Genomic DNA, 24,463 nt, shown 5'->3' with positions numbered 1-24,463 from the left:
GAAGCTGCTGCAAATGTTGTCTTCAAAGGGGCTTCACCGATAGAGTCACGACTTTCCATGCGCAATGAAAATCGGCCCAGTGACCCAGTTTGAACGTTTGTCCATCGATGCCCTGACCCCCGACCAGCTCGCTTCGGAGGAAAGCCGTGCCACGGCCACCCCGATGATGGAGCAGTTCATCGAGATCAAGGCGAACAATCCCGGTTCGCTGCTCTTCTATCGCATGGGCGATTTCTACGAACTGTTTTTCCAGGACGCGATTGACGCATCCCGGGCGCTTGGCATTACGCTCACTAGGCGCGGCCAGCACATGGGGCAGGATATCCCGATGTGCGGCGTGCCTGTCCATGCGGCCGATGATTATCTGCAGAAGCTGATAGCGCTCGGTTTCCGTGTCGCCGTCTGCGAGCAGGTGGAAGACCCGGCAGAAGCCAAGAAGCGCGGTTCCAAGTCGGTTGTGAAGCGCGATGTCGTGCGGCTTGTGACGCCCGGCACGATCACCGAGGAAAAGCTGCTCGTCGCCTCTGAATCCAACTATCTGATGACGCTTGCCCGCATCAAGGGCGGTGCCGAGCAGGCGATGGCGCTGGCCTGGATCGATATCTCCACCGGCGTTTTCCGCTTGGCGGAAACCGATCCTTCGCGCCTGCTTGCCGATATCCTGCGCATCGAGCCGCGCGAACTGATCATGCCGGATACGATGTTCCATGATCCGGAGCTGAAGCCGGTCTTCGATGTGCTTGGCCGCGTCGCCGTGCCGCAGCCGGCGGTGCTGTTCGACAGTGCCACGTCCGAGGGACGCATCACCCTTTATTTCGGTGTTGGCACGCTTGATGGTTTCGGTTCGTTTTCCCGTGCCGAATTTGCTGCCGCTGCCGCCGCCATCGCCTATGTCGAAAAGACCCAGATCTCGGAACGCCCGCCACTTGGTCGGCCGGAGCGCGAAAGCGGCGCATCGACCCTGTTCATCGATCCTGCCACCCGCGGCAATCTCGAACTGACCAAGACCCTGTCAGGCGAGCGCGAAGGCACGCTCCTCAAGGCCATCGACCGCACCGTCACCGGTGGCGGTGCCCGGCTTCTTGCGGAGCGGCTGATGTCGCCGCTCACCGATCCGGATCGTATCAATCTCCGTCTCGATTCCATTTCCTTCCTGCTCGATGAGCCGTCGCTTTGTTCCGATCTGCGTAGCTCGCTGAAACACGTCCCGGACATGCCGCGCGCGCTGTCCCGCCTCGCGCTCGACCGTGGTGGCCCGCGCGATCTCGGTGCAATCCTGACCGGTCTCCAAGCAGCGCGCGGCGTGGCATCGTTCCTCGATGGATCGATGCTGCCGGATGAACTCTCCGATGCACTGGTCGATCTCAAGGCCCTTCCGGTTGCAGTTGAATCCCTGCTCGGCAACATGTTGGCCGAAGACCTGCCGCTTTTGAAGCGCGACGGCGGTTTTCTGGCCGATGGATCCAATTCGGACCTCGATGAGGTCCGTGCCCTGCGCGACCAGTCCCGCAAGGTGATTGCCGGCCTGCAGCTGCAATATGCCGAGGAAACCGGCATCAAGTCGCTGAAGATCAAGCATAACAACGTGCTGGGTTATTTCATCGAGGTCACCGCCGGCAATGCCGGCCCGATGACAGATACGCCGGAAGCCAAGGCGCGCTTCATCCATCGCCAGACGATGGCGAATGCCATGCGCTTCACCACGACGGAACTCGCCGATCTCGAAAGCCGCATCGCCAACGCCGCCGACAAGGCGCTGACGATCGAGCTCGAAGCCTTCGACCGCATGGTCGCCGCCGTGACGGCTGAAGCCGAGGCGGTCAAAGCAGGTGCGCGCGCTCTGTCGATCATCGATGTCGCCGGCGGTCTCGCCATGCTTGCCGAGGAATGGGATTATCGCCGCCCGATTGTCGACGACAGCCGCATGTTCGCGATCGAGGGCGGCCGCCATCCGGTGGTCGAGCAGGCCCTGCGCCGCCAGTCCTCCGGCCCGTTCATCGCCAATGAATGCGATCTGTCACCGAAAAACGGCGGTGAATTCGGCGCGCTCTGGCTTCTCACCGGCCCGAACATGGGCGGTAAATCGACCTTCCTGCGCCAGAACGCGCTGATCGCCATTCTTGCCCAGATGGGTTCCTTTGTTCCTGCAGCCTCTGCTCACATCGGCGTGGTCGACCGGCTGTTCTCACGCGTCGGCGCCTCGGACGATCTCGCCCGCGGCCGCTCCACCTTCATGGTCGAGATGGTCGAAACGGCGGCCATCCTCAATCAGGCAACCGACCGTTCGCTGGTCATCCTTGACGAGATCGGCCGTGGAACCGCCACGTTCGACGGCCTGTCGATCGCCTGGGCTTCGGTTGAGCACCTGCACGAGGGCAATCGCTGCCGCGGCCTGTTCGCCACCCACTTCCATGAGTTGACCGTCCTGTCGGAAAAGCTGAACCGCCTTTCCAATGCCACGATGAAGGTGAAGGAATGGGATGGCGAAGTGATCTTCCTGCACGAAGTCGGCCCCGGTGCTGCCGACCGTTCTTACGGCATCCAGGTCGCCCGCCTTGCCGGTCTTCCCGATAGCGTCGTGAACCGCGCCCGGGATGTCCTGACCAAGCTGGAGGATTCCGATCGCAAGAACCCGGCAAGCCAGCTGATCGACGATCTGCCGCTTTTCCAGGTCGCGGTGCGCAAGGAAGAAAAGCGTGGTGGATCTTCCAAGGTCGATGAAGCGTTGAAGGCTATCAACCCGGATGACATGAGCCCGCGTGAGGCGCTCGAAGCGCTTTATGCACTCAAGAAGCAGGCCGCCGAAAAGGCTTGATCTGTTGGGCGTGTCATTGCAGAGGGGCAGAAGCTGTTGGTCAACGACCGCTGATACAACTTGGCATTTGCATCGAGTTCGCATGCTCCTATAGCCTCGTTCATGGGGAAACGGGGATGTGACTGATTTAAATGACCTATTGGTATTATAAGCTAGGACGGAAACAGGCTGGTCCTGTTCCCGCCGAAGCCCTTGCCGGGTTGGTCGGCAAGGGTACGATAAAGCCGGACACATTGCTTTGGCACGCAGGCCTTGCAGATTGGGCCAAGGCTTCGGAAGTCGAGGAATTGGGCCTCCCCCTTCGAGTTCGAATTGCCAGGTGAGGTGTCGGTTTCCTCGCCCGATCTGATGATTGCGGGACCATGGCCGCGTTTTTGGGCGCGCATTGCAGATGAATGGATCATCGGGGCGGCAATCGGATTGCCGCTCGGATATCTCGTTCAGCCTTATATGCCTGGTACTGGTACGAATTTCCCGCTAGCCGACAATCTTCCGACCATATTTCTCCTTGCCGCGATCACGAGCGTCATTTTGTGGGGATCCATGACGCTGTTTGGCACCACCCCTGGCAAGTTGGTTGCCGGGGTGAGGGTGGAAAACAGGTCGGGCACACCGGACTGGCGGTTCTATATGAGGCGGGAGTTCAAGCTCTGGCTCTTTATCGGAATTGCCGGCATTCCCTATATTTCGCTCATCCCCTGCATGCTGCAATATCGGCGCGTCGCCAGGGGAAGACCTGCCTGGTATGACGACGGTGCAGCCGTCGTTTGGGGAACAGGCAGACTCTCCCGCTCTGTCGCCGCCGCCGCAACGACTGCCGTCGCACTGCTGCTGACTGTAATGACCATCGGATATGTGAACATGCTGCGCGCGGAAGAGCGCATGGCCTCTAGTTATCGTTATTGGGAAAATCCCGCCACTGGCAAGAAGGCTGATCTCTGGTCCACCTGGGTCTTTGAAGAGCTTAAAGCCGAAAGCGGCAAGCTCTATCATTTCGGCGCAGCCAACCTGTCCTCCGAAATCCTGTTTGGTTATGAGCCCATGGATCAGCCATCGGTCGACGCAGTCGCTTACGGTGAGGCGCTGCAAAGCGTGGTTGCTGAGGATATTTCCATCAGTGACCAGTGGGAGCCGTTCAAGCTGAATGGTCTGGATGCTGCACGCGTCACCGGGGTGCAGACGAAGTTGAAGGACGTGAATGTTGAATTGACCGTTGTTATCGTCGGCCGGAGCGCCTGGCGAATGCTCTTGTTCGTTGAGGGGCGACCTCTAGGCAAGCTCGCGATCAGGGAGGTACTGATTAAATCCCTCATGTCGACGGCAAAGGACATCAATGTCCCGGCAAATATGCCATGTGATGAGGAAACCTGCTTTTCCGCACTGTCGCCAAATGCTTTGCTTGCTCCATCATAAATCAGATCGCCGCCGGCGAGTGGGTTTTGCCGGGCAAGATGGCACTTGCCGTTCCTCTCATCTATTGTTTAGGTGCGGTAGAAATGCCGAAGCCACCGTTATGTGGCGGACTGAAATGGGTGCAAGAGGAATTCGCGCGTGAGCGTTGCCTTCATGAAGGAAGAAAGTGCTGAGACGGCCGCCGAAACGGTGCTGCCCGATCGGCCGATTTCGTCCCACCCGAACCTTGTCACCGAGGCAGGCCTGAAGGCGCTTGAGCAGCAATTGCAATCTGCTCGCGATGCCCATGAAGCAGCGAACGCGATCGACGACATCAATGAGCGTCGCCGGCAGGCGGCAGGACCAGCGCGAGACATCCGTTATTTCGCCGAACGGGTCCACACAGCCCAACTCATCCCGGCACCGGCGTCAGCTGATAGCGTCTCATTCGGCAGCACTGTCCGCTTCAGCCGCGATGATGGCCGCGAACAGACCTATCGCATCGTAGGCGAAGACGAAGCTGATCCCAAGGCTGGTACGATCTCCTATGTGTCGCCGGTCGCCCGCGCGCTCAACGGCAAGTCCGTCGGCGATCTGGTGACCGTCGGCAATCAGGAACTCGAAATCATCGCGATTTTGTAATCGGCTTTGTCACTCGAAGCGTGGCTGCGCTTGTGAAGTCGGGCGTCTGCAGCTATCACCTCGCACTCCCATGCAAACAGAGGTGCCCCGCGGCATGACCCCCAACTATCTCGTCACCCATTCCGGTGGCTTCCATGCCGATGAGCTTCTTTCCAGCGTCATCCTGACCCGGCTTTTTCCGGAGGCGAAGATCGTTCGCAGCCGCGCGCCCGAATGGATCACGCCCGGCAGCGATCGTATCATCTATGATGTCGGCGGCGCCTATGATGCCGAGAAGCAGATTTTCGACCATCACCAGCGCGGCGCGCCATTGCGTGAAGACGAGGCGCCCTACAGCTCCTTCGGCCTGATCTGGAAGCACTACGGTCGCGATTATCTGGCGGCGATGAACGTTCCCGAAGCCCATATCGATGCTCTGCACGCATCCTTCGACAAGAGCTTCGTCCTGCCGATCGACCTGATGGATAACGGCGCACTCAGCCCGTCCAGCGCCGGTCCTCTGGCCGGGCTCACCCTCTCGAGCCTGCTCGAAACGCTGAAGCCCAGTTTCGACGAGAAGGAAGAGGGTGCCGATGAGCGCGCCTTCCACGCTGCCCTTTCCATCGCACGCGCCTTTGTCGAAGCCGGTGTCGGCAAGCGCGCCGCAAAGCTGCGGGCCGAGACACTCGTGCTCAACGCGATCGAAAAGACGGGTGAGGGGCGCGTTCTTGAGCTTCCCATGGGAATGCCCTTCCGCCCGGCAATCGTGAAGGCCGGAGCCGATCATCTTCTTTTCGTCGTCCACCCGCGCGACGGCAAGGACTGGTGCGTCACCGGCATCCGCCGTGCCGACGACGGGTTTGAACTGCGCGCCGACCTGCCAAAGTCCTGGGCTGGCCTGACGAATGGCGATCTCGAGGCCGCATCCGGCGTCAAGGGCGCCACCTTCTGCCATAATGGCCGCTTCATCGCCGCAGCTACCAGCCGTGAAGCTGCCCTTGCCATGGCCGAGATTGCCGTCAAGGAAGCCTTGGCAACGGCTTGAACCGCTAAGACTGGCGAAGCCGGGATCGGGCTACCTGCTATTTGCGGGTAGCCCGATCTCCCTTTCGGGCCCGAAGATGATATAGATCGTCGTAGAATTTTCTTCAGGCTTTTCTGAGCGCCATCGGGATCGTCCATTGCTCGCCATACCATTGCCCTTCATTGCCGGACTGATCTTCGCGCTGGTTCTCCATCACAGCCTCAAGGGCGTGGAAGCGCCGGGAAGCCGCCGGTATTTCGTCGCTTTCCTGATCCTTTATGCATTGCAGGGCGTGGTTGTCGGCCTGCATTTCGGCTACGGCGTCAAGGCGCTTGCGCCGATCCAGCCGATTACCGCCTCGGTCATGCCGCCGCTCGCCTTCCTGGCGTTTCGCGGCCTGACGGATGCGTCTATACCCAAACCCTGGATCCATCTCTGGGCACCGGCTTTCATCGCGCTTTCGGTCGCCTCTCTGCAGGTGCTGGTCGATCCGCTGCTGCTTGTGATCTTCCTCGTTTACGGCACGGCGCTCTGGCGCCTGACGCGAGCCAGCGATGACGAGGTGATGGCGGAGGCAAGCCTTCAGCGCATGCGCCCGGCTTTGCGCGCCGCGCGTCTGACCGCAATCCTGATGTTCTTCTTCGCCCTGAGCGATCTCGCCGTGGCTGTCTATGCGGGTATTGCCGGTGCCGAAGGCGTTCCGTTCGCGGTGGCGATCATGAACGTCGTCGCGCTTGTGGCAACCGGCATCTACTACCTCCTGCCCGAGCCGGATCGCGCTGCCGTTTCACCGAAAGTGTCGGCTTTGCCCGATCCGGCTGATGCGGCAATCGTCGAGCGCGTCACGGCGGCTCTCGGCGAAGGCGAACTCTACAGGGACGAAAATCTCAGCCTCGCGAAAATCTCCCGCAAGGCGAAAATTCCGGCGCGCGACCTGTCTTCCGCCATCAACCGTGCCACAGGTCTCAACGTCTCCCAGTTCGTCAACAACCGTCGTGTCGGCGAAGCCTGCCGCCTGTTGGATGAAACAAAACAATCGGCGACGGCAATCATGCTCGACGTCGGATTCTCGACAAAATCGAACTTTAACCGGGAGTTTCGTCGCGCAACGGGCATGAGCCCGCGCCAGTGGCGTGCGAGGTCGAAAGTCGAAACAACCCTCTCTTGAACTTCATGCTGCAAGGCAACAACTTGGAAACGACCTGCTGCCATAATTGGTGGTCAAGGTGACCAGAATTCGTTAGAGCAACTCCAGCAAAATTGGGAACCGGTTTTGCGCCCGGAAACGCTCTGGAGCCGACCGGCAAACTGGCATCGGCAGGAATGATATGGCCAGACACGAAATCAATTTCTCCGAACTTCTCGATGTAGATGCCCTGAAGGCCGAATGCTGCGCGGTGATGAAGACGGACCGTCCACTTCTGGAACTGCGCTCGGCGCTTCTGCCTATCATGCGCCGTGCCAGCAACGAGGGCCGCCAGAAGGCGCGTGAACTGCTCGAAAAAGACGGCAGCGGGCTCAATTGCGCCGAGCGCATTTCCTGGGTTCAGGATCAGATCATCTGCGTCCTGCATGACATCGTCGCCGCCGCCGTACATCCGCAAGGCAAGGACATCACTATTGCGGCCGTCGGCGGTTATGGCCGAGGAACGCTTGCACCCGGATCGGATATCGATCTTCTGTTCCTTCTGCCGGCGAAGAACTCTGAGGAGATGCGCAAGGCCGTCGAGTTCCTGCTCTATATTCTCTGGGACATGGGCTTTAAGGTCGGCCACGCGACCCGCACGGTCGAGGAGTGCATCCGCCTCTCCAAGACGGATATGACCATCCGCACTGCGATCCTGGAAAGCCGCCTGATCTGCGGTTGTGCGACCCTGTTTGCGGATCTCGAGACCCGTTTCGACAGGGAAGTCGTCGCCGATACCGGTGCCGAATTTGTCAGCGCCAAGCTTGCCGAGCGCGACCAGCGTCACCAGAAATCCGGTGACACCCGTTACCTCGTCGAGCCGAACGTCAAGGAAGGCAAGGGCGGCCTGCGCGACCTCCATACGCTGTTCTGGATCGCCAAATATTACTACCGCGTCAAGGATGCCGCCGAACTGGTCAAGCTCGGGGTGTTCTCTCGTGGTGAATTCCGGCTGTTCGAAAAAGCGGACGATTTTCTCTGGGCGGTTCGCTGCCACATGCATTTCCTCACCGGAAAGTCGGAGGAGCGCCTGTCCTTCGATATCCAGCGCGATATCGCCTCGGCCCTCGGTTATCACTCCCGCCCCGGCCTTTCCGCCGTCGAGCGTTTCATGAAGCATTACTTCCTTGTCGCCAAGGATGTCGGCGATCTGACGCGCATCTTCTGCGCGGCGCTGGAAGAACAGCAGGCCAAGGCGGCACCCGGGCTTGCCAATCGCGTCCTCTCGCGTTTCACCCATCGTCTGCACAAGATCCCCGGCACGACGGATTTTGTCACCGACCGTGGCCGCATCACGCTTGCGTCGCCGGACGTCTTCAGCCGCGATCCGGTCAACATCATCCGCTTCTTCCATGTCGCGGATATTCATCAGCTCGAATTGCATCCCGATGCGCTGAAGCGCATGACCCGTTCGCTGACGCTGATCGACAACAGTCTGCGTGAGAACGAGGAAGCCAACCGGCTGTTTCTCTCCATTCTGACTTCGCGCCGCGATCCGGCGTTGATGCTGCGTCGGATGAACGAGGCCGGTGTGCTCGGCCGCTTCATCCCCGAATTCGGCAAGGTCGTGGCGATGATGCAGTTCAACATGTATCACCACTATACGGTCGATGAGCACCTGATCCGCTCGGTCGAAGCCCTGTCGGAGATCGACAAGGGCGAGATGCAGGAAGCGCATCCGCTTGCCACCAAGATCATGCCGGGCATAGAGGAGCGTGAAGCCCTTTATGTCGCCGTTCTTTTCCACGATGTCGCCAAGGGCCGCCAGGAAGATCACTCGATCGCCGGCGCCCGTATGGCGCGGAAACTCTGCCCGAGGCTTGGCCTGAATCATAAGCAGACCGAAATAGTCGTCTGGCTGATCGAGCAGCATCTGGTCATGTCGATGACCGCCCAGACCCGCGATCTGCATGACCGCAAGACGATCAGCGATTTTGCTGCTGTCGTGCAGTCCATGGACCGGCTGAAGCTGTTGCTCGTCCTGACGATCTGCGACACGCGCGCCGTCGGTCCAGGCGTGTGGAACGGCTGGAAGGGTCAGCTTCTGCGTACCCTTTACTACGAGACCGAGATCCTGCTCTCCGGCGGCTTTTCCGACCTGCCGCGTCGCGAGCGCGCGACTGTTGCCGAAGAGGCGCTTTTCGATGCGCTGTCTTCCTGGGACGGGAAGGAGCGCAAGACCTATTCGTCGCTCCATTATCAGCCCTATCTCCTGGCCGTTTCGCTGAACGATCAGGTTCGCCATGCAACCTTCATCCGCGACACTGATCGCGCCGGCCATGCGCTTGCGACCATGGTCCGCACCGATGCCTTCCGGGCAATCACCGAGATCACCGTGCTCGCGCCCGACCATCCACGGCTTCTGTCGATCATTGCAGGCGCCTGTGCTGCCGCCGGCGCCAACATCGTTGATGCGCAGATTTTCACGACCAGCGACGGCCGTGCCCTTGATACGATCCTGATCAACCGGGAATTTGCTGTAGACGAGGATGAACTCCGCCGCGCCGGCACGATCGGCCGGATGATCGAGGATGTGCTTTCGGGCAAGCGCCGCCTGCCGGAAGTCATCGCCACCCGCGCCAAGACCCGCAAGAAGACCAAGGCCTTCGACATCCCGCCTTCGGTCACCATCTCGAACAGCCTTTCCAACAAGTTCACGGTCATTGAGATTGAATGCCTCGACCGCACCGGTCTTCTGGCGGATATCACCGCCGGTCTGGCCGATCTGTCGCTGGACATCCAGTCGGCCCGCATCACCACATTCGGCGAAAAGGTCATCGATACCTTCTACGTCACCGATCTGGTTGGTCAGAAGGTCACCAATGACAACCGCCAGAACACCATTTCTGCACGGCTGAAGTTGGTCATGACCGATCAGGAAGAAGAGGCGAAGAAGAACCCGACACCGGCCACAGAAGAACAGCCGCCGCGCAAGAGCAAGGCGCGCGCGTGACGGATATCCGACCATGAGCCTCGTCAAGAAATTCGCAACCGTGGGCGGCGCGACGCTCGGCAGCCGCATCTTCGGGTTCGCCCGCGAGACCGCGATGGCGGCAGCGCTCGGCACGGGCCCGATGGCTGACGTCTTCTACGCCGCCTTCCGTTTCCCGAACCTGTTTCGCCGGCTGTTTGCCGAAGGCGCCTTCAACGCTGCCTTCGTGCCGCTGTTCTCGAAAGAGATCGAGGCGAATGGCGTCGAGGGCGCCAAGCGCTTTTCGGAAGAGGTCTTCGGGGTGCTCTTTTCGGCGCTCCTCCTCATCACCATCGCCATGGAACTCGCCATGCCTTGGCTGGTGCGTTTCATCATCGCGCCGGGTTTTGCCGACGACGCCGAAAAGATGTCGCTGACCATCCGCATGGCCGCGGTCATGTTCCCCTATCTCATGTGCATGTCGCTCACAGCGATGATGAGCGGCATGCTGAATTCGCTGCATCATTTCTTCGCGGCGGCAATTGCGCCGGTCTTCCTGAACGTGGTGATGATCGCCGCTCTGGTCTACGGCCTTTGGATCGGTGCCGAGCCCCAGTTGATCGCCTGGTATCTCTCCTGGAGCGTGCTGGTTGCCGGTGTCCTCCAGCTTGCCGTCGTTTATATCGGCGTGCGCCATGCCGGCATCAATATCGGCTTTCGCCGGCCGCGCATGACGCCGAACGTCAAGCGGCTTTTATGGCTGGCGGTTCCGGCTGCGATTACCGGTGGCGTTACCCAGATCAACCAGATCATTGGCCAAGCGATCGCCTCCGGCAAGGAAGGGGCGATCGCGGCTCTTCAATATGCCGACCGTATTTACCAACTGCCGCTCGGCGTGGTGGGTGTGGCCGTCGGTGTCGTTCTTTTGCCGGAGCTGTCTCGAGCGCTCAAAGGCGGCAAGACGAAGGAAGCGGCCGGGATCCAGAACCGGTCGATCGAATTCGTCCTGTTCCTGACACTGCCTGCCGCAGCCGGTCTTTGGGTCCTGTCGGATGCAATCATCCGCGTGCTCTACGAACGCGGGGCCTTCTCTGCTGAAAACACCTCGGTCGTTGCCGGCATTCTGGCGATCTATGGCCTGGGCCTGCCCGGTTTCGTGCTCATCAAGGCGCTGCAGCCGGGCTTTTATGCGCGCGAGGATACCAAGACGCCGATGCGCATCACCATGCTCGCGGTCGTGATCAATTCGGGTCTGGCGATTTCGCTTTTCCCGATCCTTGCCGAACGCGGTATCGCCACCGCCGAAGCGGCGGCTGGCTGGCTCAATACCGTGCTGTTGTTCACGATCCTGGTCTGGCGCGGCGATCTCGTCTGGGAATGGCAGCTTGCCAGGCGCACGGTTCTGCTGATCGTATCGGCAGGCGTGATGGCTGCGGTGCTGATCTATGCCTTGCCCTATGCCGGATCATGGCTGGCGCCGGGCGCCCATCTGCTGAGCCAAGTCACGGCTCTTGGCGTTCTGATTGCGCTTGCGATGGTCGTCTATTTCGGCGTGGCCTTCCTGATCGGCGGTGCCGATCTCGGCATGATCCGCCGCAACCTGAAGCGCAAGCCTAAGGCATCGTCATAAAAGGAGCAGGTGGCTTTTCAAGCCGCCTTGATCACGTATCGCTGCTCTTGGACTTCGGCTTCAGGTTGGCAAGGCTGCCCTTACCCTTCTTGCCACAGTGCGCCCAAGTACGGCTTGGGCCGATATCAACATGCACGATGCCATTGCAGTAACGGCCGATGCCGCCGATCCCAGGAGCGGTGCGGGCTGCTGCCAGGATACGTTTTTCGGAGACACCCGGCACGCGGATGTCAGCGGCGAAACAGCGGCTATGTTGCGACTTGCCCGAACGCGGACGATGACCTGACGTGACCATCGGCTTCTTGCCGGTCTGCTTGGCGATATGGGCAAGGATCGCTTCCAGTTTTTCGGGAAAACAGCCGGTACGGACACTGACACGCTGTACCGTGTAGAAAGCGGAGTAATCGTGCTGAATTGCTGTGCTGCGGCGTTTGTCGTTCTTGCCTGCTGCCTCGGCGTTTACGTTCATACTGAATGCCAATAGGCAGGCCAGCGCGACGCGAGAAAAGATGCGCATGGTTGTCCCCTAAGAAAAGACCAGTCGTCATGACGATCGACTTCGTCGTAGCGGGGTATTTCATTCTGAAAAGTGACGTGAATAAGGTGGGATTTACCTCAAACTGAGATTAATAGGTCATGAATCTTAATATTCGTTAACCAATTGCAGTCTTGATGCTTGTTATAGTTGTTCGGGGAGCGCCAAAACTTCGTTATAAAACTGTTACATAGCGGCGCTCCGAGCTTCTACAGCAACGTCTTCGAAGTTGATTGTCAAAACCCCCAAAAAAATTGGGGTCTGAGGGATAAAATTGCGAAAAATTCCCTTAATGGTTGCTAAGGCCCATGATTTTAGCCAGATCACTACGCGAAACTCAGGAGCCGCCCATGCCAGTCCGATCACTTTTTCTCGTGACCTTGGTGGTCGATGACTTCGATCGGGCGAAGTCTTTCTACTGCGGTGACCTTGGCTTTGACTGCGTGGAGGATACGTCTCTTGCCGATGGTAAGCGCTGGCTTGTGGTAAAGCCGAAGGGCGATGAGGGTGCGGCTCTGCTTCTCGCTCAGGCCGCGGATGACAGGCAACTGGCCGCGATCGGCAACCAGGCCGGAGGACGGGTCGGCTTCTTCCTGAAAACCGATGACTTTGCCCGCGACCACGCGGCAATGCGTGCCCGCGGCGTCAAATTCATGGAGGAACCGCGCCGTGAGGTTTACGGCACGGTAGCCGTGTTTGCCGATCCCTACGGCAACACCTGGGATTTGATTGAGCATGCTCCGCGCTGAGGCCTTGATTTTGCCCCGCCCGACGTGCTTAGAGCGCGGCGTTAGCTACATGGCCCGCGGGGCGCGATTGCCGGAGACGTTCAAACCTGCCGGGAGCGCGTAACCTTGAGGTCTGAGGCCTTCCAACCGCCTGTTCGAGGACATCATGAACACCTTCAAGCCGCTCGTTTTCTCCGGCGTTCAGCCGACCGGCAATCTCCATCTCGGCAATTATCTCGGCGCGATCCGCAAATTCGTGGCGCTGCAGGAAAACAACGACTGCATCTATTGCGTCGTCGACCTGCATGCGATCACCGCCCAGCTCGTGCATGACGACCTGCGTGGCCAGATCCGTTCGATCGCCGCAGCCTTTATCGCTTCCGGTATCGATCCGGTGAAGCACATCGTCTTCAACCAGTCGGCCGTGCCGCAGCACGCCGAGCTTGCCTGGGTGTTCAACTGCGTTGCCCGCATCGGTTGGATGAACCGCATGACGCAGTTCAAGGACAAGGCCGGCAAGGATCGCGAAAACGCTTCGCTGGGCCTGCTTGCCTATCCGAGCCTGATGGCGGCCGATATCCTCGTCTACCGCGCCACCCACGTTCCGGTTGGTGACGACCAGAAGCAGCATCTGGAACTGGCCCGCGACATCGCCCAGAAGTTCAACATCGACTTCCAGGACAAGATCCGCGCCACGGGCACGGGTGTCGACATGGTCGTCGGCGAAGAGCCGATCCACGGTTATTTCCCGTTGGTCGAACCGCTGATCGATGGTCCGGCACCGCGCGTCATGTCGCTGCGTGACGGCACCAAGAAGATGTCGAAGTCCGATCCGTCGGATTTGTCGCGCATCAACCTGATGGACGATGCCGACGATATCGCCAAGAAGATCCGCAAGGCCAAGACCGACCCGGAAGGCCTGCCGAGCGAAATCGAAGGCCTGGCCGGTCGCCCGGAGGCCGACAATCTCGTCGGTATCTATGCAGCGCTTGCCGATCGCACCAAGGCCGATGTCCTGGCCGAATTCGGTGGCCAGCAGTTCTCCATCTTCAAGCCGGCGCTTGCTGAACTGGCGGTCGAGGTCCTCGCCCCGATCGGTGCCGAGATGCGCCGCCTTCTCGATGACACCACGCATATCGACGCGATCCTCAAGGATGGCGGCGAACGCGCCGGCGCCCGTGCGCAGAAGGTCATGGACGAAGTCTTCGACATCATCGGCTTCCTGCGCTGATTTTTGAGGTAGAATGAATAGGCAAACCCGTCGCGTAAAGCGGCGGGTTTTCATTTTTACACGTTGGTATAAGGTCCGCGGCGAGACTGCTTCGGCAACACAGGGGGCGTTATGGTTTCCAAGAGACTTTCGCGGCTTGAAGGCCATAGGCGCAAGTTCATGGCGGTCATCGACGGCACGCCGGAATGCGAAAAGGCGGTTCATTATGCCGGGCGCCGCGCCAAGAATACCAATGGCGGTCTGGTTCTCCTCTATGTCATTCCCGAAGGCGATTTCCAGCAATGGCTGGGTGTCGAGCAGATCATGCGCGCCGAAGCGATGGAAGAGGCCGAAGCGGTAATGGCGAAGGCCGCCCACCGGGTACGTGAAGCGATTGGCATCGACCCGGAAATCGTCATTCGTGAGGGCAGCGCTCCCGAGCAGATCAACGGGCTGGTCGAGGAAGATCGCGATATCGCGATCCTCGTGCTCGCGGCCGGTTCGGCAAAGGAAGGGCCGGGACCGCTGGTCTCCGCTGTTGCCGGTCGCGGTGCAGCCTTTCCGATCCCGGTCACGGTTCTTCCCGATACGCTCTCGGACGAGGAAATCGACTCGCTGGCATGATCTCACTATTGACCATGAACGGACAAAGGCGCACTTGAACCCAAAGATGAGAACGTTTATCTTATTTGGAAGAGTTCTAAACTGAGCGCCGCTCGTCGGCCAGGAGCAAGCCCATGTTCATCCAGACCGAAGCCACGCCGAACCCGGCGACCCTGAAGTTTCTTCCCGGCAAGGTTGTCATGGAAAAAGGCACGGCCGAGTTTCGCAATGAAGCCGAAGCAGCAGCCTCTCCGCTGGCCCTGCGCCTTTTTAACGTTCCCGGCGTCACTGGCGTTTATTTCGGCTACGATTTCATCACCGTCACCAAGTCCGATTCCGAGTGGCAGCACCTGAAGCCAGCTATCCTAGGCTCGATCATGGAGCATTTCATGTCCGGCCAGCCGGTCATGGGCGGCGGTTCGGCGATGGCCGAAGATTTGGACGAGGAAGGCGAGTTCTTCGACGAAGGCGACGAGACACTTGTCGCGACCATCAAGGAACTGCTGGAAACCCGCGTCCGCCCTGCAGTGGCTCAGGATGGCGGCGACATCACCTTCAAGGGGTTCAAGGACGGTACCGTCTACCTCAACATGAAGGGCGCATGCTCCGGCTGCCCGTCTTCCACCGCAACGCTGAAGCATGGTGTGCAGAACCTGCTCAAGCACTTCGTTCCCGAAGTGCAGGCGGTCGAGGCCCTCTGATACCCGCAAGACCTGTTCATGATCGTTCTCGCTATAGACACTGCAGGCATCGATTGTTCTGCGGCGGTATTTGACAGTTCCGCCGGCAGGCTTTTGTCTGCCGTCTCGGAAGAAATCGGCAAGGGGCATGCGGAACGCCTGATGGCGGTCATCGATCAGGCGCTGGATGAAGCTGCCGTCGATCTCCATGCGGTCGGAAAAATTGCCGTCGTCATCGGCCCCGGTTCCTTCACCGGCATTCGTGTCGGCGTTGCGGCTGCTCGCGGTCTGGCTCTTTCGCTCGGGATCGATTGCGTCGGCGTCTCGACGCTCGAAACGCTCGGCGCATCGCATCGGGCAACCAGTGGTTCCGACAAGCCGGTACTCGTCGCCATGGATGCCAAGCGCGAGGAAATCTATGCGCAGGCTTTCGCCGTCGATGGCGCTGCGCTGAACGAACCGGCAGCGCTTTCGGCAGAAGACGTCGACAATCTTGTCAAATCCCTCTCTGCCGAGTCTACCGGCTCGTGGATTTCCAAGACAGGTGATCGCTTCGATATCGGAACTGTCGCGCGTATCGGCGCTGCAAAGGATGTCGCTGGAGCACGGCCGAAGCCGCTTTATTTGCGTGGACCCGATGCAAAACCCCAGACGGGTTTTGCTCTGGCACGGGTGTAGCCCATGTTTGACGACTATCTGACCTGGAAGCCGTTTTTCGAAGTCGTGCCGATCGAGGATGTCGATTGCCACGAGATTTCCGAACTGCACGGCCTGCGTTTTCCGCGCCAGTGGAGTGAAGCTGAGTTTCAGGACCTTCTTTCGCAGAAAAATGTCTTCGGCTTCGTCGCACGCCAGACCAACGCATTCTTCTCCAAGCCACTCGGCGGCTTCGTGCTCAGTCGCGAGGCTGGCGGCGAGGCGGAAATCCTGACGGTTGCGGTCGCCGAAAAGTTCGGTCGCCAGGGGCTCGGCTGGCGCCTTATGCAGGCGGCGGTGCGTGAGGCAATCGCGCGCGGCGCCGACGGCATGTTTCTTGAAGTCGAGGCCGAAAACAAGCCTGCCGTCGGGCTTTACGGCAAACTCGGTTTTGCCAAGGTGGCAGAGAGGCCGGCTTATTATCTGGGAGCGGATGGCCGACGGACCGCAGCGCTTGTCATGAGCCGTGATCTTCGCTAGTCCCTCAGCATACGTGAATATTTCGAAGGCCAGAACGTCATGAGAGACCTTTCCAAGACCCTGGAAGAGTTGTGTGCCGAAAAGGGCATGCGCATGACCGACCAGCGCCGGGTCATTGCCCGCATATTGCAGGATTCAGACGATCATCCGGACGTCGAGGAGCTTTATCGCCGCTCGTCCAAGGTCGATCCGCGCATCTCGATTTCGACGGTCTATCGGACGGTGAAACTGTTCGAGGACGAGGGCATCATCGAGAAGCATGACTTTCTCGATGGCCGCTCCCGCTATGAGACCGTGCCGGAAGAACATCACGATCACATGATCGACCTGAATACCGGCAATGTCATCGAGTTTCAGTCCGCCGAGATCGAGGCGCTGCAGGAGCGCATCGCCCGTGAGCTCGGCTTCCGGCTGGTCGGCCACCGGCTCGAGCTTTACGGCATTCCCCTCGACAAGAACGATGATTGAGCGGAACCGGTAGGGACAAGATAAGTGATCACCTCCATCCGGATCGGCCTTGTTGTCGCCTGTCTCGTGATCGTGACACTGGCGCTTCTGCCGTTTCAGCTTCTCGGCCTCGCCTTTGACTGGAAGATCCGCCGTTACGTTCCGCGTCTCTGGCATCGTTCCGCCTGTTGGCTGCTGGGCATCCGTATCCGGGTCCATGGTCATATCGAGCGCCGCCGGCCGCTGATGCTCGCGGCAAATCATGCCTCGTGGAAAGATATCCTCGTTCTCGGCGCGGTTGCCGATGTCGTCTACATTGCCAAGTCGGAAGTGGCCAACTGGCCGGTCTTCGGCATTCTCGCCAAGCTGCAGAAGACGATCTTCGTCGTGCGCGAGGAAAAGCGCCGCACCGGCGATCAGGTCAACGAGATTGCCGCACGCATGAATGCCGGCGAGATCGTCGTGCTTTTTCCCGAAGGCACGACGTCGGACGGCAACCGTCTGCTGGAGGTGAAATCCTCGCTTTTCGGAGCTGCTGCAGCAGCGGTGCCTCACACGCCCGATGGTGTCGTACACGTCCAGCCGGTCGCGATCGCCTATACCCGTGTCCATGGCATGGCGATGGGGCGGTTTCATCGCCCGCTTGCCGCCTGGCCGGGCGATATCGAGCTGATGCCGCACCTGATTGGCGTGCTGAAGGAAGGCGCGCTCGATGTGGAGGTCGCTTTCGGCGATACGGTCGATTTCCGCACCGGCGACAACCGCAAACATCTGAGCCAGAACATCACCGCCCAGCTCCGCCGCATGCTGATAAGGCATCTGCGGCAGCGGGAGTATGATGCGGATTGAGCGTACGGTTTATGTGCCGCTTCAATTCCGTCCTTTCTTGCGGTATGGAAGCGGCATGAACGAACATGTCTCCATTCCCGCGCCGGCCGATGAGGCCGCCCACTGTCCGGACAGCCGTCCCAACACCCGCAAGGTCTTCATCAAGACCTACGGCTGTCAGATGAATGTCTATGATTCTACCCGCATGGGCGATGCGCTCGCGGGCGAGGGATATGTGACGACGGAAGACATGGGAGAGGCGGATCTCGTTCTCCTCAACACCTGTCATATTCGCGAGAAGGCGGCGGAAAAGGTTTATTCCGCGCTCGGCCGCCTGCGTGACATGAAAAAGGAGCGTGCCGCCGAAGGCCGCGAATTCATGATCGGCGTTGCCGGCTGCGTCGCCCAGGCTGAAGGCGAGGAGATCATCCGTCGCGCACCGGCCGTCGACGTGGTCATCGGCCCGCAGACCTATCACCGGCTTCCCGATGCCTTGAAAAAGGCGCGCGGCGGTGAGCGCGTCGTCGATACGGAATATGCGGTCGAGGACAAGTTCGCGCACCTGCCGGCAACGGAAAAGAAGGTTATCCGCTCGCGCGGTGTTACCTCCTTCCTCACAGTGCAGGAAGGTTGCGACAAGTTCTGCACCTTCTGCGTCGTGCCCTATACCCGCGGTTCGGAAGTCTCCCGTCCGGTCGGCCAGATCATCGACGAGGCAAAGCGCTTGGTGGATGCCGGCGTGCGCGAGATCACGCTGCTCGGCCAGAACGTCAATGCCTGGCAGTCGCAGGATGAAAAAGGCAAGGCACTCGGTCTTGCCGATCTTCTCTATCGGCTCGCCGACGTTCCGGGCCTCGCCCGCCTGCGTTATACGACCAGCCATCCGCGCGACATGGACGACCGGCTGATCGAGGCGCATCGCGACCTGCGCATCCTCATGCCCTATCTGCATCTTCCGGTTCAGGCAGGTTCCGACCGTATCCTGAAGGCGATGAACCGCCGCCACACCGGCGCCGAATACCTTCGGCTGATCGAGCGTATCCGCGCCGCCCGTCCCGATATCGCCATGTCGGGCGATTTCATCGTCGGTTTCCCTGGCGAAACGAATCAGGATTTTGAAGACACGCTTAAGATCGTGGAAGAGGTCAATTACGCCTCGGCCTTCTCGTTCAAATATTCGAGCCGTCCCGGCACGCCGGGCGCGGATCTGCCCGACCATGTGGCCGAGGATGTGAAGACCGAGCGGCTGGAGCGGCTTCAGGCCCTGCTCTTGAAACAGCAGGCCGACTTCGCCACATCCTGTGTCGGAAAGACCATCGATCTGCTGCTGGAAAAGCCCGGCCGCATGCCCGGTCAGGTGATCGGACGCTCGCCCTGGCTGCAGTCTGTGAATGTTGATGCAAAAACATCGCAAATCGGTGAGATTATCAGTGTACGAATCATCGGCACCGGTCCGAACAGCTTGTTTGCCGAGCCGGTTGAGAGTTTAATCGAGGTCTAATTCAAGTTGAGGAGCTTGCTTACTTGAACGCATCAGAATTGGTTTCTTCGACAGCGCGCCAACCCCGATCCGCAGCGACCGACGCCAACCACTTTGTTCTGACGTTCGAGAATAACCGATTAGCAAGCGAACTTTTCGGTCAGTTCGACCAGAACCTCAAGCTTCTCGAACAGCGCCTCAACATCGATGCCCGTCCGCGCGGCAATTCGGTTTCCATTTCAGGCGATGTGATCGCGACAAATCAGGCGCGCCGCGCCCTCGATTTCCTCTATGAACGTCTGCAGAAAGGCGGTTCCGTGGAAGCTTCCGACGTCGAAGGTGCGATCCGCATGGCGCAGGCCGCTGACGACCAGTTGTCGCTACCGACGCTGGAACGCAAGGCAAAGCTCTCCATGGCGCAGATTTCCACCCGCAAGAAGACCATTCAGGCCCGCACGCCCACCCAGGACGCCTATATGCGGGCGCTGGAACGCGCCGAGCTCGTCTTCGGCGTCGGGCCTGCCGGTACCGGCAAGACTTATCTCGCCTGCGCCCACGCAGCCCAGCTTCTGGAACGCGGTGCCGTCGATAAGATCATCCTGACACGACCGGCCGTTGAAGCTGGCGAGCGTTTGGGCTTCCTTCCCGGCGACATGAAGGAAAAGGTCGATCCCTATCTGCGGCCGCTTTACGACGCGCTCTATGACATGATCCCGGCCGACAAGGTCGATCGTGCGATCACCGCCGGCGTCATCGAAATCGCGCCGCTTGCCTTCATGCGCGGCCGCACGCTGCAAAATGCCGCGATCATTCTCGACGAGGCGCAGAACACGACATCGATGCAGATGAAGATGTTCCTGACCCGTCTCGGTGAAAACGGCCGCATGATCATCACCGGCGACCCGAGCCAGGTCGACTTGCCGCGCGGCGTGAAGTCGGGTCTGGTCGAGGCACTGCAGATCCTCAAGGGGGTCGAGGGCATCTCGGTCGTCCGCTTCAAGGATACTGATGTCGTCCGCCATCCGCTGGTCGGTCGCATCGTCAGGGCCTATGACGCGCAATACGCAGTCCACGAGGAAAGCGAGGAAGCTCTCGACCGGTAATACCGGTCGGGCTCACCATTCATGCCCGAACTAGACATACAGATCAGTGTGGAAGATGGCGGCTGGCCGGAAGAGGCCGTGCTTGCCGCTTTGAGCGAGCGTGTGCTTGGTGCTGCCGCAGACTTTCTGGCCCGCGAAGAGGAACAACCCTTCCCGCAAATGGCGCCGGAACTGTCTCTGGTCTTCACCAATGACGATTCCATCCAGGAAATTAACGCCGAGTGGCGCGGCAAGGACAAGCCGACCAACGTCTTGTCTTTCCCTGCTTTTCCGCTCGAACCCGGCGGCATGCCCGGCCCCATGCTGGGCGATATCGTCATTGCCAGAGAAACTGTTGAGCGCGAGGCAGTTGATCTCGACAAGACTTTCGACGATCATCTGACCCATCTGCTCGTCCATGGTTTCCTCCATTTGTTCGGTTACGACCATATGGAAAAGGACGAGGCGGAAGAGATGGAAGCACTTGAGACTCGCATTTTGGCCGGTCTCGGCCTATCTGACCCCTATGCGGGGCAGGACCCGTTGATATAAGTTTGGAACAATGAACGATTATTCGAGCAATGTCGCCCGAGAGGGCAAGGACAGTTCGGACTCACCCTCGTCGGACGAGGGCAGTAGTTCGGCAAGGTCCGAACATCACCCAAAATCCCACAACTCCTTTTGGTCGAGGGCCGTGCGCCTGCTTCGGCCGTCGCAAGGCGAACAGCTCCGTGAGGATCTCGCCGACGCGTTGATGACGGATACCAATGTCAGCAACGCCTTTTCGCCCGACGAGCGGGCGATGCTGCACAACATTCTCCGCTTCCGCGAAGTTCGTGTCGAGGACATCATGGTGCCGCGTGCCGATATCGAGGCGGTGGACATGAACATGACCATCGGCGAGCTGATGATCCATTTCGAGGAGACCGGGCGTTCGCGCATGCCGGTCTATAGCGACAATCTCGATGATGCCCGCGGCTTCGTCCACATTCGCGACCTCCTCTCCTACTTGGCCAAGCAGGCGCGCAACAAGCGCCGCGTCAGCTCCAAGGCCTCCACGGTGCAGATCTCTGCTGCCGTCAACGGTACCGAAAAGCCGGTTCGCACGCCGAAGGCCGCCTTCGATCTCGGCCGGGTAAACCTCGACCAGACGGTTGCGGAAGCGGGGCTTGTTCGCAAGCTTCTCTTCGTGCCGCCTTCGATGCTGGCCTCGGATCTGTTGCGTTCCATGCAGGCTGCCCGCACGCAGATGGCTCTGGTCATCGACGAATATGGCGGCACGGACGGTCTCGTATCACACGAGGATATCGTCGAAATGGTCATCGGTGATGTCGAGGACGAACATGACGATCAGGAAGTCATGCTGTCCAAGGCCGGTGATGATGTCTTCATCGCTGATGCCCGTATCGAGCTTGAAGAGATTTCCGAAGCCATCGGTCCCGATTTCGATGTCCGCGACCGCATCGAGGATGTCGATACGCTCGGCGGCCTGATCTTCTCGGCACTTGGCCGTATTCCGGTCCGTGGCGAGGTCGTCCAGGCTGTCCCCGGCTTCGAATTCCAGATCCTCGATGCCGATCCGCGTCGCATCAAGCGCGTCAAGATCCTGCGCAAGCGCGCTCTTGCCCGCCGCCGGCAAGTGAAGGGCGAGAGCGAAGCGCTGATTACCGCGCCGCCGCAACCGGCAGCACTGCTGCCGGCTCCGGCCGAAAACGGCGCCGCGCGTCCCGAAGCCTGATCCACCGCCCGACCCGCGACAGGGCGCAGTTTTTTTGAAACACTGCGCCCCTGATTCGCGAAAAAGGGGACTGTCATGGAGCGGCTGGCGGGCAAGGTCATGCTTCTTTCGGGGTGGTCCCGGATTGCACTCGCAATATTTGCGGGTGCCATTGGTGCGCTGGCACTTCCTCCCTTCGGCATTTTCGCCACGCTTTTCATATCGTTCACGCTTCTCGTCTGGCTCATCGACGGATCGACGGGCAATCCCGGCGGCGGGGCAATCAGCCGCTTGCGCGCGGCTTTCGTGATCGGCTGGCTGTTTGGATTCGGCTATTTCGTCGCCAACCTCTGGTGGCTCGGCAACGCTCTGCTGGTCGATGCCGAGGAGTTCGCCTGGGCGCTGCCTCTCGCCGTCTTCGGCCTGCCCGCCTATCTGGCAATCTTCTACGGTCTGGCGACGGCGCTCGCTCGCGCGTTCTGGTCTGACGGCATCGGTCGCCTAGCCGCACTCGCCGCTGCCTTCGGGGTGGCGGAATGGCTGCGCAGCTTTGTCCTGACCGGCTTCCCGTGGAATGCCATCGGTTACGGGGCAATGCCGGTTCCGCTGATGATGCAATCGGATGTGGTTCTTGGGATTTTCGGCGTGACGGTGCTCGCAGTCTTCGTTTTTGCGGCTCCCGCGCTGCTCGGCACGGGGAAGGGCAAGGTCCTTGGCCTTGCCGCTGCCGTGCTTCTGGCGGTGGCGCATGTCGGCTTTGGCGCATGGCGACTAAATGTCGCAGACGAAAAACTCGCTGCCGGAGACGGCAAAAAAACAACCATACGTATTGTTCAGCCGATGATCGATCAGGCCCAGAAACTGGACGATACGAACCGCGCGGAGATCTTCGACGAACATCTGCGCCTCACGGCAGCGCCGCTTAAAGACGGTGAGACCCGCCCGGATATCGTGGTCTGGCCGGAGACTTCGGTGCCTTTCATCCTGACGGAAAATCCGGACGCGCTGGCTCGGATTGCCGAGGTTCTTGAAGATGGCCAGGTGCTCGTCACCGGCGCCGTGCGTTCCGAAAACGCCGGCGCCGGCGTCGCGCCGCGATATTATAATTCCATCTATGTTATTGATAGTGATGGGCAAATCATATCGGCGGCGGACAAGGTGCATCTTGTTCCGTATGGCGAATATGTACCCTATGAAAGCATCCTCGCGTCGCTTGGGATTACCGAGGCGATCGCCATGCCGGGCGGGTTTACGGCCGCCTCTTCGCGCAGCCTTCTCACTCTCCCGGGTGGTGCACTTCTTTATCCGCTCATCTGCTATGAGGCGATCTTCCCGAATGAGATCGGCGCCGATGTTGAGCGGACATCCGCTATCCTGAACGTGACGAATGACGGCTGGTTTGGTGCAACGCCCGGTCCTTATCAGCATTTCCAGCAAGCCCGTCTGAGGGCCGTCGAGAACGGAATGTTCCTGATTCGCGGGGCAAATACCGGCATTTCGGCGGTCGTGGACCCATTTGGCCGTGTAGTGCAGGGTCTCGGATACAATCAAAAGGGTGTGATTGACGCATCTATAGGTGGTAAATATATTCTATATTGGAGTAATAGAAGCCGACAGTGGTACTTCTGGTTGGTTGTGGGATTTATGTCTGTGATTGCAGTGTCCTCGCGTCTAAGTTTTAATTCCCGCGAGAATTGACCAAAAACCCCCAAAATTGCATAGTAAGAATGCCTACCGTCTCGTCATATGCTTCGCGCATTGGTTCTGTCGTCCCAATCGTGAGGTGTATTCTCCATACGCGGACCGGGTTGAAAACCTAACTGCAACTTCACCAGGACCCCCATTATGATTGAAAACAAGAAAAAGCCGAACCCGATCGACATTCACGTCGGGAGCCGGATCCGCCTGCGCAGAACGATGCTGGGCATGAGTCAGGAAAAGCTGGGCGAAAGCCTTGGCATTACTTTTCAGCAGATCCAGAAATACGAAAAAGGGACGAACCGCGTCGGCGCGAGCCGTCTGCAGAACATCTCGAGCATTCTCAACGTGCCGGTGTCCTTCTTCTTTGAAGACGCGCCGGGCGAGCAGTCCGGCGGTGCAACCGGCATGGCCGAAGCATCCAGCTCCAACTACGTCGTTGACTTTCTGTCGTCCTCGGAAGGTCTTCAGCTCAACCGCGCATTCGTGAAGATCGCTGACCCCAAGGTTCGCCGCAGGCTCGTCGATCTCGTCAAGGCTCTCGCAGCCGAGGCGGAGGAATAGTCTCTCTTCAAGAGACGGGGAGGAGAAAGCGGCTTTTACGGCCGCTTTTTTTTGTCCTCATTTCAGTGCAGGGGCAATTTTAGGCATAAAGATATATTTATGTCGTTGTGTTCTTGTTTTTGTCAGTCGAACTCAC

23 protein-coding genes are annotated in these 24,463 nt (G+C 59.6%); 22 read left to right on the top strand and 1 reads right to left on the bottom strand.

Features of this window, described 5'->3' with window-relative positions:
* Positions 1-163 precede the first annotated feature (163 nt).
* The 8 genes from mutS to murJ all read left to right on the top strand — a co-directional run bounded on the left by mutS (position 164) and on the right by murJ (position 11,579).
* Positions 164-2,815, top strand: coding sequence for a DNA mismatch repair protein MutS (gene mutS, locus HNQ72_RS13675; protein WP_373289443.1), 2,652 nt, complete (start codon positions 164-166; stop codon positions 2,813-2,815).
* 131 nt (positions 2,816-2,946) lie between these two features.
* Positions 2,947-3,138, top strand: coding sequence for a DUF4339 domain-containing protein (locus HNQ72_RS31245; RefSeq protein ID WP_183992749.1), 192 nt, complete (start codon positions 2,947-2,949; stop codon positions 3,136-3,138).
* Positions 3,128-4,228: an RDD family protein gene (locus HNQ72_RS13665; protein ID WP_183992748.1), complete on the top strand. Its 1,101-nt coding sequence runs from the start codon at positions 3,128-3,130 to the stop codon at positions 4,226-4,228. The genes HNQ72_RS31245 and HNQ72_RS13665 overlap by 11 nt, the downstream gene beginning before the upstream one ends.
* A gap of 138 nt (positions 4,229-4,366) precedes the next feature.
* Positions 4,367-4,849, top strand: coding sequence for a transcription elongation factor GreA (greA, locus tag HNQ72_RS13660; RefSeq protein WP_183992747.1), 483 nt, complete (start codon positions 4,367-4,369; stop codon positions 4,847-4,849).
* A gap of 94 nt (positions 4,850-4,943) precedes the next feature.
* Positions 4,944-5,873 (top strand): MYG1 family protein, encoded by a 930-nt coding sequence (locus tag HNQ72_RS13655; protein WP_183992746.1) that lies wholly within the window; start codon positions 4,944-4,946, stop codon positions 5,871-5,873.
* A 136-nt stretch (positions 5,874-6,009) separates the two neighbouring features.
* A complete protein-coding gene (locus HNQ72_RS13650; RefSeq protein WP_183992745.1) occupies positions 6,010-7,020 on the top strand; it encodes a helix-turn-helix domain-containing protein in 1,011 nt (336 codons plus the stop codon).
* Positions 7,021-7,180: 160 nt separating this feature from the next.
* On the top strand, positions 7,181-9,991 hold the full coding sequence (locus tag HNQ72_RS13645) for a [protein-PII] uridylyltransferase (protein WP_183992744.1): 2,811 nt from the start codon (positions 7,181-7,183) through the stop codon (positions 9,989-9,991).
* A gap of 13 nt (positions 9,992-10,004) precedes the next feature.
* The gene (gene murJ / locus HNQ72_RS13640; protein ID WP_183992743.1) at positions 10,005-11,579 is read left to right on the top strand and encodes a murein biosynthesis integral membrane protein MurJ; all 1,575 of its coding nucleotides are present in this window, start codon (positions 10,005-10,007) and stop codon (positions 11,577-11,579) included.
* 31 nt (positions 11,580-11,610) lie between these two features.
* Here murJ and HNQ72_RS13635 read toward each other — a convergent pair whose 3' ends face one another.
* Complete coding sequence (locus HNQ72_RS13635; RefSeq protein WP_183992742.1) at positions 11,611-12,096, bottom strand: YcbK family protein; 486 nt, start codon at positions 12,094-12,096, stop codon at positions 11,611-11,613.
* 368 nt (positions 12,097-12,464) lie between these two features.
* On the opposite strand from HNQ72_RS13635, the gene HNQ72_RS13630 reads away from it, so the two are divergent.
* From HNQ72_RS13630 to HNQ72_RS13565, 14 genes are all read left to right on the top strand, one after another.
* A complete protein-coding gene (locus HNQ72_RS13630) occupies positions 12,465-12,863 on the top strand; it encodes a VOC family protein (RefSeq protein WP_183992741.1) in 399 nt (132 codons plus the stop codon).
* A gap of 145 nt (positions 12,864-13,008) precedes the next feature.
* Positions 13,009-14,073, top strand: coding sequence for a tryptophan--tRNA ligase (gene trpS / locus HNQ72_RS13625; RefSeq protein WP_183992740.1), 1,065 nt, complete (start codon positions 13,009-13,011; stop codon positions 14,071-14,073).
* A gap of 111 nt (positions 14,074-14,184) precedes the next feature.
* Entirely contained in the window at positions 14,185-14,676 is a 492-nt protein-coding gene (locus HNQ72_RS13620) for a universal stress protein (protein ID WP_183992739.1), read from the top strand.
* Between the two features lie 113 nt (positions 14,677-14,789).
* Complete coding sequence (locus tag HNQ72_RS13615) at positions 14,790-15,356, top strand: NifU family protein (RefSeq protein WP_183992738.1); 567 nt, start codon at positions 14,790-14,792, stop codon at positions 15,354-15,356.
* 18 nt (positions 15,357-15,374) lie between these two features.
* Entirely contained in the window at positions 15,375-16,013 is a 639-nt protein-coding gene (tsaB, locus tag HNQ72_RS13610) for a tRNA (adenosine(37)-N6)-threonylcarbamoyltransferase complex dimerization subunit type 1 TsaB (RefSeq protein WP_183992737.1), read from the top strand.
* Positions 16,014-16,016: 3 nt separating this feature from the next.
* Complete coding sequence (locus HNQ72_RS13605) at positions 16,017-16,511, top strand: GNAT family N-acetyltransferase (protein WP_183992736.1); 495 nt, start codon at positions 16,017-16,019, stop codon at positions 16,509-16,511.
* A 39-nt stretch (positions 16,512-16,550) separates the two neighbouring features.
* Entirely contained in the window at positions 16,551-16,979 is a 429-nt protein-coding gene (locus HNQ72_RS13600) for a Fur family transcriptional regulator (RefSeq protein ID WP_183992735.1), read from the top strand.
* Positions 16,980-17,003: 24 nt separating this feature from the next.
* On the top strand, positions 17,004-17,807 hold the full coding sequence (gene olsA, locus HNQ72_RS13595; protein ID WP_183992734.1) for a lyso-ornithine lipid O-acyltransferase: 804 nt from the start codon (positions 17,004-17,006) through the stop codon (positions 17,805-17,807).
* A gap of 55 nt (positions 17,808-17,862) precedes the next feature.
* Positions 17,863-19,287, top strand: a complete 1,425-nt coding sequence (gene miaB, locus HNQ72_RS13590; protein ID WP_183992733.1) for a tRNA (N6-isopentenyl adenosine(37)-C2)-methylthiotransferase MiaB — start codon at positions 17,863-17,865, stop codon at positions 19,285-19,287.
* A gap of 23 nt (positions 19,288-19,310) precedes the next feature.
* Positions 19,311-20,369 carry a PhoH family protein gene (locus HNQ72_RS13585; protein ID WP_112507201.1) on the top strand — a complete coding sequence of 353 codons (1,059 nt, stop codon included), beginning with the start codon at positions 19,311-19,313 and terminating at the stop codon, positions 20,367-20,369.
* Positions 20,370-20,390: 21 nt separating this feature from the next.
* The gene (ybeY, locus tag HNQ72_RS13580; protein WP_183992732.1) at positions 20,391-20,900 is read left to right on the top strand and encodes an rRNA maturation RNase YbeY; all 510 of its coding nucleotides are present in this window, start codon (positions 20,391-20,393) and stop codon (positions 20,898-20,900) included.
* A 10-nt stretch (positions 20,901-20,910) separates the two neighbouring features.
* The gene (locus HNQ72_RS13575; RefSeq protein WP_183992731.1) at positions 20,911-22,086 is read left to right on the top strand and encodes a hemolysin family protein; all 1,176 of its coding nucleotides are present in this window, start codon (positions 20,911-20,913) and stop codon (positions 22,084-22,086) included.
* A gap of 75 nt (positions 22,087-22,161) precedes the next feature.
* Positions 22,162-23,763: an apolipoprotein N-acyltransferase gene (lnt, locus tag HNQ72_RS13570; protein WP_183992730.1), complete on the top strand. Its 1,602-nt coding sequence runs from the start codon at positions 22,162-22,164 to the stop codon at positions 23,761-23,763.
* 147 nt (positions 23,764-23,910) lie between these two features.
* The gene (locus HNQ72_RS13565; RefSeq protein WP_148145970.1) at positions 23,911-24,327 is read left to right on the top strand and encodes a helix-turn-helix domain-containing protein; all 417 of its coding nucleotides are present in this window, start codon (positions 23,911-23,913) and stop codon (positions 24,325-24,327) included.
* Positions 24,328-24,463 lie beyond the last annotated feature (136 nt).

Origin of the sequence: Aliirhizobium wenxiniae, assembly GCF_014201355.1 — a bacterium.
GTDB lineage: Bacteria > Pseudomonadota > Alphaproteobacteria > Rhizobiales > Rhizobiaceae > Neorhizobium > Neorhizobium wenxiniae.
Note: the sequence above shows the minus strand (reverse complement) of the source record. Positions and strands in the feature narration are given on the sequence as shown.

Bases quoted from the DNA above. Each gene is read 5' to 3' on its own strand.
- miaB (WP_183992733.1), top strand. From the start codon at position 17,863: ATGAACGAACATGTCTCCATTCCCGCGCCGGCCGATGAGGCCGCCCAC.
- HNQ72_RS31245 (WP_183992749.1), top strand. From the start codon at position 2,947: ATGACCTATTGGTATTATAAGCTAGGACGGAAACAGGCTGGTCCTGTT.
- HNQ72_RS13655 (WP_183992746.1), top strand. From the start codon at position 4,944: ATGACCCCCAACTATCTCGTCACCCATTCCGGTGGCTTCCATGCCGAT.
- HNQ72_RS13645 (WP_183992744.1), top strand. From the start codon at position 7,181: ATGGCCAGACACGAAATCAATTTCTCCGAACTTCTCGATGTAGATGCC.
- HNQ72_RS13615 (WP_183992738.1), top strand. From the start codon at position 14,790: ATGTTCATCCAGACCGAAGCCACGCCGAACCCGGCGACCCTGAAGTTT.
- HNQ72_RS13575 (WP_183992731.1), top strand. From the start codon at position 20,911: ATGAACGATTATTCGAGCAATGTCGCCCGAGAGGGCAAGGACAGTTCG.
- HNQ72_RS13630 (WP_183992741.1), top strand. From the start codon at position 12,465: ATGCCAGTCCGATCACTTTTTCTCGTGACCTTGGTGGTCGATGACTTC.
- tsaB (WP_183992737.1), top strand. From the start codon at position 15,375: ATGATCGTTCTCGCTATAGACACTGCAGGCATCGATTGTTCTGCGGCG.
- trpS (WP_183992740.1), top strand. From the start codon at position 13,009: ATGAACACCTTCAAGCCGCTCGTTTTCTCCGGCGTTCAGCCGACCGGC.
- HNQ72_RS13620 (WP_183992739.1), top strand. From the start codon at position 14,185: ATGGTTTCCAAGAGACTTTCGCGGCTTGAAGGCCATAGGCGCAAGTTC.
- mutS (WP_373289443.1), top strand. From the start codon at position 164: ATGATGGAGCAGTTCATCGAGATCAAGGCGAACAATCCCGGTTCGCTG.
- ybeY (WP_183992732.1), top strand. From the start codon at position 20,391: ATGCCCGAACTAGACATACAGATCAGTGTGGAAGATGGCGGCTGGCCG.
- HNQ72_RS13635 (WP_183992742.1), bottom strand. From the start codon at position 12,096: ATGCGCATCTTTTCTCGCGTCGCGCTGGCCTGCCTATTGGCATTCAGT.
- HNQ72_RS13605 (WP_183992736.1), top strand. From the start codon at position 16,017: ATGTTTGACGACTATCTGACCTGGAAGCCGTTTTTCGAAGTCGTGCCG.
- HNQ72_RS13565 (WP_148145970.1), top strand. From the start codon at position 23,911: ATGATTGAAAACAAGAAAAAGCCGAACCCGATCGACATTCACGTCGGG.
- HNQ72_RS13600 (WP_183992735.1), top strand. From the start codon at position 16,551: ATGAGAGACCTTTCCAAGACCCTGGAAGAGTTGTGTGCCGAAAAGGGC.
- lnt (WP_183992730.1), top strand. From the start codon at position 22,162: ATGGAGCGGCTGGCGGGCAAGGTCATGCTTCTTTCGGGGTGGTCCCGG.
- murJ (WP_183992743.1), top strand. From the start codon at position 10,005: ATGAGCCTCGTCAAGAAATTCGCAACCGTGGGCGGCGCGACGCTCGGC.